Source organism: Anaerobiospirillum sp. NML120449, assembly GCF_023051105.1.
Classification (GTDB): Bacteria; Pseudomonadota; Gammaproteobacteria; order Enterobacterales; family Succinivibrionaceae; genus Anaerobiospirillum.
This window is the reverse complement of the sequence record NZ_JALKIL010000004.1, coordinates 18393-31979: the sequence shown is the minus strand read 5'-3', so window position 1 is coordinate 31979 and position 13587 is coordinate 18393. Positions and strand designations below refer to the sequence as shown.

Annotated in this window: 8 protein-coding genes; all 8 read right to left on the bottom strand. The window is 55.7% G+C overall.

The window, feature by feature from the left end:
• Positions 1-340 precede the first annotated feature (340 nt).
• Positions 341-1435 carry a protease modulator HflC gene (gene hflC / locus MXE41_RS02105; protein WP_246977519.1) on the bottom strand — a complete coding sequence of 365 codons (1095 nt, stop codon included), beginning with the start codon at positions 1433-1435 and terminating at the stop codon, positions 341-343.
• Positions 1435-2724, bottom strand: a complete 1290-nt coding sequence (hflK, locus tag MXE41_RS02100) for an FtsH protease activity modulator HflK (protein ID WP_247099191.1) — start codon at positions 2722-2724, stop codon at positions 1435-1437. The genes hflC and hflK overlap by 1 nt, the downstream gene beginning before the upstream one ends.
• A 498-nt stretch (positions 2725-3222) precedes the next feature.
• The gene (hflX, locus tag MXE41_RS02095) at positions 3223-4572 is read right to left on the bottom strand and encodes a ribosome rescue GTPase HflX (RefSeq protein WP_246977521.1); all 1350 of its coding nucleotides are present in this window, start codon (positions 4570-4572) and stop codon (positions 3223-3225) included.
• 223 nt (positions 4573-4795) lie between these two features.
• A complete protein-coding gene (locus MXE41_RS02090) occupies positions 4796-5284 on the bottom strand; it encodes a hypothetical protein (RefSeq protein ID WP_247099190.1) in 489 nt (162 codons plus the stop codon).
• Positions 5285-5576: 292 nt separating this feature from the next.
• The gene (gene miaA, locus MXE41_RS02085) at positions 5577-6563 is read right to left on the bottom strand and encodes a tRNA (adenosine(37)-N6)-dimethylallyltransferase MiaA (protein WP_247099189.1); all 987 of its coding nucleotides are present in this window, start codon (positions 6561-6563) and stop codon (positions 5577-5579) included.
• A 150-nt stretch (positions 6564-6713) separates the two neighbouring features.
• Complete coding sequence (mutL, locus tag MXE41_RS02080) at positions 6714-10046, bottom strand: DNA mismatch repair endonuclease MutL (protein ID WP_247099188.1); 3333 nt, start codon at positions 10044-10046, stop codon at positions 6714-6716.
• Between the two features lie 505 nt (positions 10047-10551).
• Positions 10552-12222: an N-acetylmuramoyl-L-alanine amidase gene (locus MXE41_RS02075; protein ID WP_247099187.1), complete on the bottom strand. Its 1671-nt coding sequence runs from the start codon at positions 12220-12222 to the stop codon at positions 10552-10554.
• Positions 12223-12998: 776 nt separating this feature from the next.
• On the bottom strand, positions 12999-13499 hold the full coding sequence (gene tsaE, locus MXE41_RS02070) for a tRNA (adenosine(37)-N6)-threonylcarbamoyltransferase complex ATPase subunit type 1 TsaE (protein WP_247099186.1): 501 nt from the start codon (positions 13497-13499) through the stop codon (positions 12999-13001).
• Positions 13500-13587 lie beyond the last annotated feature (88 nt).

The following is a 13587-nucleotide window of genomic DNA, read 5'->3' as shown; positions in this document are numbered from 1 at the left end:
CGCTTTGCTCTGAAAACAAAACGCTTTATTTATTTTAGCCCGCCAGGAAAAAAATATCATCTGTTCAGCTTAACAAAATCAGATATTTTTCACTTTTGCTCCCCCCTGGACCAGGACTACAGAGCAGTGGTGCATACCTGTCCGTATCAGGGCATGACCGGCCCCATGGCCGCAGGCTGCAGGCCGTGCCACCTGGTGGCAGGCCTGCCTTGCGGCTGCTGCAGCGCTGCTTTGCAGCAGCGGGGCTGCGCCAATACGGCCCATACAATAAAGGCTCCCGGTGGGAGCCTTTATTGCAGAGGCGTGCAGCCTGATCTGCATGCCTCTTTGTGCGGTCAGCTTATGGGCGGACCTTGGAGTTGGCAGGATCGCCAAAATAGCGGAAGAACTCGCTGTCAGGCTTTAACACCAGTACATCATTGCCCTTGGCCATGGACTTGCGATAGGCATCCATGGAACGCAGGAAGTCGAAAAGCTCGGCATTCTGAGTATAGGCATTGGCGTAGATACGGGTGGCTTCGGCATCGCCGGCACCCATGAGGCGACGGGCTTCACGCTCGGCGGTAGCGATCTTGATGGCTACCTCACGATCGGCCTGAGCCTTGATGGTTTCAGCCTCACGACGGCCCTGAGAGCGGTGCAGCTTGGCTACGGCATCACGCTCGGCGCGCATACGCTGGTAAATGGAGTTAGAGACCTCAGGAGGCAGGTTGATCTGCTTGATACGAACGTCAACGATCTTGATGCCCAGCTCAGTGGAGCTCTTGCCCAGATCACGCAGAGCATTCTGCATAACCTGATCACGCTTGGAGCTGCTGATGATGTTCTCAACATCACTCTGAGAGTCGGCAATCTTGTCTGAGTCTACCTTTAAGGTGTCATCAGCATCATTGACTCTGCTCTTGTCAGTGGCAGCAATGGTGCGGCCCAGGTCACGGCGCTCGGTGACGCTGTCAAAGGAGCTGTCCATTTCACCGTAGGTGCCGGTTTTTTCCTGACCGGAAACAATTTCATGAATGGTCAGACGACCAATCTGGCTGCGCAGGGAGTTGTTAATTCTGCGGCGCAGCAGTTCCTCAGCCTGCATGATATTGCCACCGGCTGTGGTCAGGTAGAAAGTGGACGGATCGCTGATGCGCCACTTTACGTAGGAGTCGATGATGAGATCCTTCTTCTCGGCAGTCACAAAGCGGTCAGCACGGGCAGAAAGAGTCTGAATACGGGCATCAAGCACTCTTACCTTGTCGATAAAAGGAATCTTGAAGTGCAGACCAGGATTGGAAACGGCCAGCTCAGAATCAGAGTTTCTGAGCACCTTGCCAAATCGGGTCACAATACCCACATTGCCCTCGTTGATAACAAAGACAGAGTTGAAGCCTACAAAAACCAGAATCAGAAGACCTGACAGCAGCAGGTTAAAAGTTGAACCGCGCATTACTGTCTACCTCCCTGAGAGTAACCATAGCCTACTGAGCGGTCAGCAGAGCGGCGTGCCGGAGTGGCGTTGCCGGCAGATGAACTGCCTGCAGAACTGCTGTTGTAAGAAGGTGTATAGGCTGAAGGAGCTGATCCTGCGGCTTGATAACCGGTGGATGGAGCGGTGGCACGTGGGGCGCCATTGCCCTGAGGAACCGGCAGATACAGTACAGGTGATGAACCCTCTGGAGTATCAAGAATGATCTTGGAGGAGTTGCCCAGCACTTCCTGCATGGTCTCAAGATAAATACGGGTACGGGTAATTTCCGGAGCGGCAGTGTACTCAGGGAGGATCTGCTCGAAGCGTGCTACCTCACCCTGGGCATCGAGAACTACACGTGAACGGTAGGCCTCGGCCTGCTGACGGATTCGCTGCACCTGACCTTCGGCACGTGGCAGCACTTCATTGGCGTAGGCTTCGGCCTCACGCTTGAAACGCTGCTCGTCTTCCTGAGCAGCAATGGCATCGTCAAAGGCCTCTTTAACCTCATCAGGTGCACGGGCTGGCAGGAAGTTTACGTCAACAATGGTCAGGCCCATCTTGTAAGGCTCAATAATGGAAATGAGCAGCTCACGGGTGTCCTGACGGACACGCTCACGGCCGGAGGTCAGAATGTCATCCATGAGAGTATGACCAACCACATAGCGAAGAGCACTGTCGGTTGCTTCCATCAGAGAGTTGTCAGGGCTGGTTACTGAGTACAGGTACTGCACAGGATCGGAAATACGGTACTGAACGTCCATTTCCACGATAACCACGTTCTCATCTTCAGTAAGCATGGCACCTGAAGACTGAATGGAACGCACCTGCTCAATATCAACAGTATTGACCTGATCAATGGCCGGGATCTTCCACTGCAGACCTGGATCCACTACTTCGTAGATCTTGCCAAAGCGCAGTACTACGCCACGCTCAGCTTCGCGCACAGTATAGAAACCGTTAAAAATGAAAATACCCAGCATCACAGCTGCCAGGGCAGTTGCTATGCCCTTGAGGCCGTTCTTCTGGTTGAAGCCCTTGCCCTTGCCGCTGCCGCCCTTGCCGCTCAGAAGCTTTTCAGCCTTTTTGAACAGGTTGGTGAGATCGCCATCATTATCTTTGTTGCGATAGCGGGCCCATGGGTCCTCATTATTGTTGTTAGCGCCTCCCTGAGGGTCGCGCTCATTGCTCTGTGGGTTGGCATCTTTTTCCCCGTCAGGCTTCTGGCCTGGAGGATTCCATCCCATATTGGAATTGTTTTCTATCATGCAAAACTCGCTGTTTCTCCAAAGACCGGCCCTGCCTGCACTCCCTTTCAGCAATGGTAAGGCTCAGACAGCTGCTCTGTAGCCCCTCATGCTGCGAGATGGCGGCCAGCTCAGTGGACAAACGTTCCAGCCGTAATAAAGAAATGTTATTGCGACCTCACCTGGACTTCACATCCCGGTGAAAACTGCAAATAAAACTGCGCTTGCAGTGGCCTCAGGGCCACCGGCTCCCGTCCTGGGAGGAGGGAAAAATCAACAGGACATGCAGTTAACCTGTCAATTCTATACGCAAAACCTTGTAATAGACCTGGAAAAGTCAGGAGACAGTGATAATTAGTCTTAGCTTACTGCTCCGGCCCCGCTCCGGCACCAGCTCCGCCCCAGGCAAAGCCCGCCGCCAAAGCGGCAGCTGCCCGGGGCCATGGCGGAGTATGCCTGGGCCATGAACCGGAGCCTGCCTGCTGCAGGCGGTCGCATGCAGCAGACTGAGCCCTGCTGTCAGTCTATGTCTTCAAAATCGAAGCTTTCTTCCTGCTGCCATGGCAGACCATTGGAGCGGTCAACCAGACAGGCGCTCAGGCGTCCGCCGGACTGCTTTTCAATACGGGCTGCATCTGCAGGCTTAAGACGTACCTTGAGCAGCTCGTGGCCCATGTCATCATAGCCTGCTGACTGAGCGGCCTTGAGCTCATAGAGCATGGAGCGCAGACGGCCGTCCGTGTGCTCAAGACGAACCTCAAACTCACACTGATCAAGAGTGAGCAGCTCTGATACGGCCTGCAGCAGCTCATCAAGGCCCAGACCGTTGCGGGCCGAGACATTGACACGTACCGGGCGGCCGGTTTCATCGCGCACAATGCCCACAGCAACCTCTTCTTTGAGGTCAGCCTTGTTAAATACCAGCAGAGATGGAACCTGATCGGCCTTAATCTGCTCAAGTACGGCGTTTACAGCCTCGATATTGTCCTCAATACGAGGGTCGGCAATATCGATAATATGCAGCAGCAGATCAGACTGAATGGTCTCCTCAAGGGTAGCGCGGAAAGCAGCTACCAGCTCATGAGGCAGATGACGGATAAAACCTACGGTATCAGCAAAAACCACACGTCCTACTGTCGGAAGCACCATATTGCGCAATGTAGGGTCCAGGGTGGCAAAGAGCTGATCAGCAGCATAGACCTCAGAGCGGGTCAGACGGTTGAAGAGCGTGGACTTGCCGGCATTGGTATAACCTACGAATGAGACCACAGGAATGGCGTTTTTCTTACGCTCCTGACGGTTCTGTTCGCGGCGGCGTGCTACTACCTCAAGATCTTCCTTAATGGCAGCAATACGCTCACGCAGAGCACGACGGTCAAGCTCAATCTGAGTTTCACCAGGACCGCCACGCAGACCAAAGCCGCCCTTCTGACGCTCAAGGTGAGTCCAGCCACGTACCAGACGGGCCTGCTCATAGCGCAGCTGCGCCAGTTCCACCTGCAGCTTGCCCTCATAGGTGCGGGCACGCATGGCGAAAATCACCAGAATCAGCGCAATGCGGTCCATTACTCTGACGCCGGTCTCTTTTTCCAGATTTCTTTCCTGAGCCGGAGTCAGCGGGCTGTTAAAGACCACGACCTCAGCTTCATGAGCCTTTACGGCATCGGCAATTTCAACTACCTTGCCTGAACCTACATAGGTTCGAGGATCAATGCCGTCACGGCGGCACACTACAGCATCACAGATATCTGCACCTGCTGATTCTGCAAGTCTGTGCAGTTCTTCCAGATCTTCCTGGTTTTTGGCCTGAGGGAGCTCCACATGCACCAGAATGGTTTTACCAAGGGGCTCAAACTCCTTTTCTGCCATAAATAATTTTTTCCTTTAAAGAATGCTCAATGCTTCCCAGCATCTGTATTAATAATCTCAGTCAGCCTCCGTCATGACAGCCCTGCCCGCCTCAGGCTGCGCCTGCAGGTGCGGCCTGATGCAGGCCGCCAGGGCTGGGCTGCCCGTGCAGGCCGCAGGGCTGGTCGCTGGCCTGGCCCTTAAGGGTACGTGGCATGTCTGACGGAGCTGCGCTGTCAGCTTATCAGGCGCGCAGGTTGAGGATGGAGCGCAGCAGTGACGGGCACTCGCCGCCGAAAAGATCAGCCAGAGCCACCATGTCGTTGCGTTCAAGGGCAGCGTTCAGGGCACGGGTGAAGAAAACATAGTTCTGGCGGAATCTGTTGTCGCCAAGGTCAATAAGACGCTCCAGATCGAACATGAAGATCTTGATGTAATCGAGGGCCCAGATCGGCGCCATGGTGGTTGCAATGGTGCTGATTTCAGTACTTTTTGCAATCATGTCCTCGACATATGAGCTCATGTTGGCCGGAGTCAGAATTCTCGGGTCACTCTCAAAAAGATTCACCTCATTGGCCTTGATATTGCCATCGAGTTCGTAGATAAGCTGACTGAGCTCCATTCTCTCATCAGTAAGGGCCTCGTCTTCGTTAATCCCCAGAGCCTTGGCAATAAAGGTCTCCTGCCTCAAATAATGATCACGGCTTTTCTTATCTAAACGTTCTGTAGCCATACTCACCGCCTCTCTGCTCTGTTACACAAATCTCAGGCTGATACTGATCTGCAGCGTCTGCACCCAATGACCTCAGTGGTCATATCCTGCGTATCACAACTGCATCCTCAGCATCCTTATGAAAGTCCTTTCCCCTGGGAATAGCTATTTTGCCATAATTATCAGCCTTTGTGACTATATGGCCCCTGCTGGAGCGCGCCTGCCTGCAACCGCCGCCCTGGCGCGGCAGGCAGGTCCGTGGCGCGGCCTCAGGCGCTGCCGGGCGGCACGTCCGGCGGCACGCCCGGCTGCGCTAAGACTGAGGACTGATACGGTACTGCTCGAAAGAGGGCTCGGCTGCCATAAGCTCGAGCATGCGCTGGGTTTTGTTTCTGTCCTCGATGGTAAGGACATGACGCACCAGCTCGTCACTGCTGCCCACATCCTTAAGGCCGCCACGCAGCCAGGTCATCTGATGCTTGGCAAGGCGGGCCGTGGCTATGACGCTGAGCTCAATCATTTCCTCATAGCTGACCTCCTTGCGCAGATACATGGCCACCTGACGGTAGCCTACCGAGCGTATGGACGGCATGTCATCTGTAAGGTCGCCTCTTTGCAGCAGCTCTGCAACTTCGTCAATAAGACCGTCCTCAAGCATCTTTTCAAAGCGCTGGCGTATCAGCACGCGCAGGGCACTGCGATCATTGCCCTCAGGGAGCAGCACCATTTCAAAACGGCTGAAAGGACATTCGTTTTTAGGCTCGGAAAAGTAAGAGCTCATGGCCCGGCCTGTCATGTAGTAAACCTCAAGTGCTCTGGCCACACGCTGACGATCGTTGGGAGCAAGCTTTTCATGCAGCACGGGATCAAATTCTCTGAGCAGCTCATGCACCGCCGGCCAGCCCTTCTCATCGGCCATGGCCTGTACCTTTGCACGCACCTGCAGGTCAGTCTCAGGCAGAGGCGACAGCCCCTCAACCAGGGCTTTGTAATACATCATGGTGCCGCCGCATATTACCGGCAGGGCGCCACGCTCCCTGATATCTCTGACCAGTTCAATGCAGTCATGACGAAATGAGGCGGCACTGTAGCTTTCAGCCGGATCACAGATATCGATAAGGTGATGAGGACAGACAGCTCTTTCCTCGGCTGACGGTTTGGCTGTTCCTATGTCCATGTCCCTGTAAATCAGGGCTGAATCAAGGGAAATAATTTCAGCACGGTAATGACGTGCCAGCTCCAGAGAAAGAGCGCTTTTACCTGATGCCGTCGGGCCCAGAATTACTACAGCCTCATACATAAGTCAGGACTCTCCTGGTATTAATAGGTTAATCGCAAATTAAAGTGCCTCTGCCCGGCTGGCCCTGCCTGGCTGCCCCTGCCTGGCTGGCCCTGCCCACTGGCGGGCCGGCGCCAAGGGCGATGCCGGGTCAGTCTGGCCGCTGAGTTTTCAGCTGCGCGCACCCAGCAGCACCCGGGCCATATCAAGCAGGCTTATTTCCATCAGGGCCCCCTGCTCGGCGGCTTTTTGCAGTGACATCATGCTGTCTATGCCCTCAATCAGATTGCGGGCATCATAGGCCGTATTAATGGCTACCGGGCGGCAGCGGGCCATAAGTTCAGCAAGCTGCTGCGGGCACCTGGCCTCAAGATTAATCATGGCGGTCTGCGCGGCAATGATGCGCAGTGCTTCAAGGGCTACAGCTGCCAGGTTGCAACCTGATGCCAGAGCCGGAATGGTGCTGAGCTCTATACTTGAGCGTATGGCCACACTGCGCACCCCAAAGCCGCAGCGTGCAGCTGCCTGCACCACCTCAAGAGAGCGGCAGGCCTGAATCAGCGCGCCGTCACAGCGTATGGCAAAAGGCATAGGCAGCTCATTTGATTTGACCTGATCGCCCTGCACATCGCGGGCATACTCAAAGGCACTGCGACTGTAATACAGCTCAGAGCAGCGCACCATGAAATAGCGGCTGCCAATATTCATCAGGGCCACATCAGCCGTTACCAGCGACTGGAACTGACATTTGCCCTGAAGCGACATCAGCTCGCTTACCTGATCCGCACTCATGCGCTGCATACCCGGACAGTCCATTACCGGACCTGCACCAGCACCGCCCGGACCAGCATCAGTACCGCCCGCCCCTGCATACCTGTCACCATAGTCACAGGCATAGTCTTGCCCGTAATCACGGCCCGGGTCATGGTCCGCATCGCTGCCATGCCCGGCGCCCATGGCATAACCGTAATCGCAGTTGCCTGATGTGCCCGTATGGCTGTCCATGGCTGAGGCTGCGGCCGCAGCAGCTCCTGCAGCAGCCGCTGCTGCAGCGGCATGCGCATCTCCGCCATGAGCTGTCGCCGCATCACTCATCATGGAGCGATGCAGAACCTGATCGTCCTGGCGGCTGTCAGCCCCTGCTGCACCAGCAGCGTCTGCATCTGGCACTGCGCTGCCCTCATTTGAGCACTCCTCGTCATGGGCCTGACAGGCCATGGCACGGGCACGCTCCAGACTGGCTGAGCTGTCAAAGACCAGGCCGGACGGGCCAGAGCTGTGAGCTGAGTCGGGATCTGGGCTTTGCTCTGAGCCCAGGGCAGTGCCTGGCTCAGGGCTGTTCCCGGCGGTGCTGCTGGCAGCACCAGAGGGGCTGTCAGCGGAGGCCGCCCAGTTAAGGGCTTCGGCCGCTGACTGGGCAAATGCATCATCAACTGTTTCGGCTGTTGAGGAAGCTTGAGGCGGCTGTGAACTCTCATCGGCTGCCTGGCCTTTGCGGGAGGCATTGTTGAGCATGCGGGTGATGCGCTCGCGCTCCTGGGTCTGCAACAGGAAATCAAGGCTAAAAGCACTGCTGCCCCTGTTAACAGCTCCGGAAGGACCAGCACGGCGGGCAGAACCGCCGCCCTGCCCTGAAAAGCCGCTCTGGTGGCCCTCATCATCATCTTCAAGCACATCGCTGCCGTCATCATGCGCCCCTGCCTGCCCCTGACTGCTCTGAGCAGGGCCGGAGCTGCAGCTTAAGCCTGAACCTGAGCCTCCGCTGGAGCTGCCGGTATCTGGGAGTATGTCCTCTTCTTCATCAAAGAGACTGCCATTCCAGATGCCGCCCCGGCCGTATGACGGCTGTGCGGACGGTCCCATGCCGCTCTGCGGTGCCATGCCTTCCTGCGGTGCCATGCCTTCCTGTGGCGCCATACCGCCCTGTTGTTCCATGCCATCATGTGGGGCCATGCCGCCCTGCGGCTGCGCCGATGGATGATGGTCAGTACCGAGCTGGCCGTGGCGCAGCCTGGTAATGAACTCCAGTGCCTGAGATGATGCATCTCCCTTGCGGGCTCGTGCCAGCAGGTCGGCAAAGCAGCACAGGCGGCCGGTAAGAGCTGCAGCGCCTGTGTCGCCGGGAGCAGAGCCCCCGGCGGCGGCAGCAGTCTGGGCGACACTTTCGCCGTCTGGCAGAGGGTGCAGCGGATTCAGGGTGGAGCTCAGGTACTGCTCGATGGCAGCGGCGTACTGGCGGCTGCGCTCAGTGCCCAGAGCTTCGCGGCGGCGACGTACGATCTCCTCAGGGCTGATGCCGTCCTGCGGAGCCTTTGAATGATCGACAATGGTGACGTCATCGACACCAAGGCTGCCCATGCGGGCATTGCCCCTGTTGATATGGTTGAGCTCAAAAACTGACTTTACGTTGGCCAGAATGCAGTCATGGATGATGCTGGAATTGTGAAAGCGCACCTCATCCTTGCGTGGATGAACGTTGACATCAACAGTGCGCGGATCGCACTCCATGAAAATAACGCCACGTATGCACGGCTTGAAGTCCATATCCTGCTGCACGGCATTGAGGTAAGCCTCACGTATGGCATGGTTCACCGTACGATCAGAAATGCAGCGGCCATTGAGAAAGGTCAGCAGGCGATCGGGGGTAGCACGGGTAAAGGACTGAGGCCTGACAAGTACACCGTAAATGGACAGCACCTGACGACTGAGCGGATCATAATCATCAGGGCTCAGACCGTCCTCAATTACGTCGGCGCCGCTGTCATAGGGCACAGCCAGATTGAGATAGCGGCGGTAGGCATTAACATAGCTTTCATCGCCATTGTCAAAGCGCAGCACGTCGTTTTTAAACTCACGGCCGAGCAGCTGGGCTATACGATCGCCAAGACGGGCTCTGGTCTGAGCCTGTACATGCAGCACAGTCTTACCGTCAGCAATGAACCTGAACTCAATGCCGTAATTGACCAGCGCCAGACGGATCATCAGATCCTTGATGTGGTTGAACTCAGTTTTGTCTGACTTGAGGAAGTGACGGCGGGCCGGGGTGTTAAAGAAGAGATCGCTGACAATTACCGAGGTACCCACAGGATGGGCTGCCGGAGCTACTACGGGATTTTGCTCAGGTCCTGATACCTCTACCTGACAGGCATGAGGCTGATCGGCGGTACGGGAGATAAGTGACAGTCGGGATACTGAGGCAATGGAGGCCAGAGCCTCACCACGAAAGCCCATGGTGACAATGGCAGCCAGATCCTCAAGGCAGGCAATTTTGGAAGTGGCGTGAGGAGCCAGAGCAAGAGCCAGTTCATCCTCAGGGATGCCCTTACCATTGTCAGTGACCTTGATAAGCTGCTTGCCTGATCCGCGAATTTCCAGAGTAATAACGGTAGCACCGGCATCGACGGCATTTTCTAACAGCTCCTTGACCACAGAGGAAGGACGCTCTACTACCTCACCGGCCGCAATCTGATTGGCCAGCTGCACAGAAAGTCGCTTGATTGGCATAACAAACCCGCTGAAAAACAATGCTCCCTGACAATATCACCCTCGCCCCGCCGCTGATGCAGCAGCCCTTGCTGCACCAGCTGCAGCTGTTGCGCCCGCAGCAGCTGTTGCTGCGGCTGCAGATTCAGGCTGTGCCGCAGCTGCCGGTATGCGTGGCGACCAATGGCCATGACGCGCTGGCGGGCACAAAGGGTCCGGGCTCAGCTGCTGCAGACACTGATGTCGGGAGCAGATGAGGACACGTTCTGTGCGGACAGGGATGAGAAAGTGACGATCTTTGAGTATAGAGGTTTTGACCGCTCAGGTATATACCGCAGGCAGACTGTGCACTGTCAGCATATGGTCTGAGGGAAAGAGTTGACGGGACGGACCTGAATGTCAGGATGCCTGAATTTCTGGACGCATGGATATCCGGATGTCCGGACTTCTGGATGCCTGGTACGTCCCGGGCCGGTTACGGCTGCAGCCCTGATATGGGCTCCAGCTGCAACCAGCTATGAGATGATTATGGGATGATGAGCTTCTGACCAATGCGGATATTGTCACTGGTGAGCTTGTTGTAGGCCTTGATGGCGGAGACTGTGGTCTTGTTCTTCTGGGCAATTACCGACAGGGACTCACCCTTATGAACTTCGTGAATCCTGACCTTGGCAGCACCGGTACGGATAGCACTCTCATAGCGGCTCTTGATGTGCTGAATGGTGTACTTCTCGTAATAGGCCACAATACCCTGATAGATAGCGTAGGCAATCTGCTTCTGGTAATTAGGCTGATTGAGCTGGATTTCCTCATAAGGATTGGAAAGGAAGCCGGTCTCAATCAGTAATGATGGAATATCAGGGGACTTTAATACTGCAAGCGAGGCGTGAATTGGCTCTTTCTTGTGCAGCTTGGTGAACTTACCCAGCTTGTTGAGAATTTCCTGACCCATGTTATAGCCCTCAGAGCGGGTATTGTCAGAGGTCATGGACAGGATGGTGGCAGCAAGATAAGGGTTCTGCTTGTCAGCTGAGGACAGTACCTCACTTACACCTGAGAGCAGCTGGCCCTTGCCATCGCCCTTGAGCACCTTGTTATTTTCACGCTGAGCACGGTTGTTGGACAGCACCCATACTGAAGCACCACGGGCAGAAGAGCCTGAAGCTACCGAGTCTGCGTGGATGGAAATAAGAATATCGGCCTTATGACCACGGGCAACTTCAGAGCGGCGGTCCAGATCAACAAAGACATCGCTGGATCGAATCAGGGTGCCCTTGAATCTTGGATTGGAGTTTACGTATTTGGCCAGCTGGGTAGCAACAGCCAGAGTTACGTTTTTCTCCTTAACCCCGCGCTTGCCAATGGCGCCCGGATCCTTGCCACCATGACCTGCGTCAATGGCGATGACATAAGGATTGGCCTTAGGCAGAGAAACCCTGTTTGGTGGAGGCGGAGCTTGGGTGTCGAGCACTTCCTCCTCAACCTGAGGACGGCGGGCTGGCTGTTTATTGTTATTGTTCTGAGCTGTCTGAGCCTCTTTGCGGGCGTTAATCTGCTCAACACGCTCCTGATACTCCTGCACCTGGGCCGGAGTCATGGTGCGAATACCGTCAGAACCTACACTGGACAGGGAGTTGAGCAGTGCATTTTCGGCAGCATCAGCATCATCAACGGTGATGACATTGACCGGTGGTACACCGGCGCCCTGACCTGTACCTGCCTGCTTGGCAGCCTCCTTCTGGGAGAGAACCTTGACCTCCTGATCAGAGGTAGGAGCACGTTCTGAGGCGGTATGAGGGAAATCGACTACCAGACGGTAATTCTGGCCGTTCATAGGGGCAAGCATGAAGATGTTTGGGGTGCCTGATCCCTTGAGGCCAAAGATATAGCGTACGTCATCGCCACTTAGATTTTTGACGAATGATGTGACTACTGAGCGCGGTTCCAGGGCGATGCGGTCCGGGGCGGACTTGTGATTGGTGACGTCGTTGAGACGGACGACAAAGCGGTCGCCGTTTTTGTTCAGAGCTGTGGAGAACTCCGGCTTGTAATCCAGATCAAGTACCACACGGGTCTTGTCGGCATTGGAGAAGGCTCTTACGCGCAGAATATTATCAGCAAATGCTGTCTGCACCGCTGCCATAGACAGCAGCAGGCCCGTAACAAGGGGAAAGAAGCGCATCAGAGCTGATAACATGAGCAAACCTTACAAAGATGGTAACCGCAGAAATACATGATCAGGTTCAGGCAGAGTGCTTAGGCACAGCATGCATATGTACACAGGCGGGCTCTGCCCTGCCAGGAAGCCATGGACTGAGCCGCACGGCTCTGCCCGCCGCACAGCTCTGCCCGTTCAGGGCAGTATGCACCAGGAGCAGCCGGCACTGAGGCAGCCTGCACCGTGGGCATACTGTACCTTGTCAGGCGGGGCGGCACTTTCTTTTGCGCACGTCAAAAGATGCCGGCCGTTACTTATACGGCAGCCCTGGGGTCAGCTGAAAAGTCCTGAATGGAAACGGTCTGAATTAACCACAAACAATGTTCCTAATTCTAAGTTATATCAGGCATTTTGTGCAAAAATTCGCGCCACAAAGGACAAAATTATCTGCCCGCCACACGTCCCGGCCAGAGCCTTAGTCTGGCGCCTGGCCCCGCGCATAGGGCAATTGAGCGCCTGCGCCGTTAGCTGCAGACAACAACAGCTGGTGCTGCGCGTACGGTTATGGCACGCCCCTGCTCTGAGCACGTCCCGTGCCCGCAGATCATGGTCTGACAGCCGGACCGGCATTATGCTAAGGCCTGAAAGACCGGTCAGGCACTGTGGCTACGGCCTGACAGCCAGGTCAGGCACTGTGGCTACGGCCTGACAGCCAGGTCAGGCACTGTGGTTATGGCCTGCAAGACCGGTCAGGTCCATGGCAGCCATGCTGTCAGGCTGCCCAGCTGCCGGGCAGGCGTGAGCAGTGGCCGGGCTTAGCCAGCTGACGCAGCGATAGTATTGAGCTGCTCAGATGAGAGCAGAGTTGAGCTTACCGTGACGGTCCGGCCCTCGCTTTCGTGCTTAATGGCCACAGTAAGATCAGGATCAGGCAGCAGGCCATGACCACGGTCTGGCCATTCGATAAGGCAGATACCACGGCGGGCAAAGTAATCGCGAATGCCCATAAGCTCAAGCTCTTCAGGATCCATAAGACGGTAGAGATCAAAGTGGTAAATCACCATCTGAGGGCCCTTAGGCTCATAGCTTTCAACCAGGGTATAGGTAGGAGACTTGACCGTACCCTCATGTCCAAGAGCTCTTAGCAGACCACGGGTCATGGTGGTCTTGCCTGCTCCCAGATCACCCTCGAGATTAATACAAAGGGCCCTGTTTCCTGTCTGCTCACACTGGGCACTGAGCACTTTGGCCAGAGCCGCTCCCAGAGCCAGAGTTGCCTCTTCATCTGCAAGGGTGAAAGTAACCTGATTTGCCATACTCTCCACTTTCCTCAAATGCTGCGCCGCGCCATATGGCCCGTACACAGTCAGTATGTCCATACATAATCCGATGCCTATCTTACCA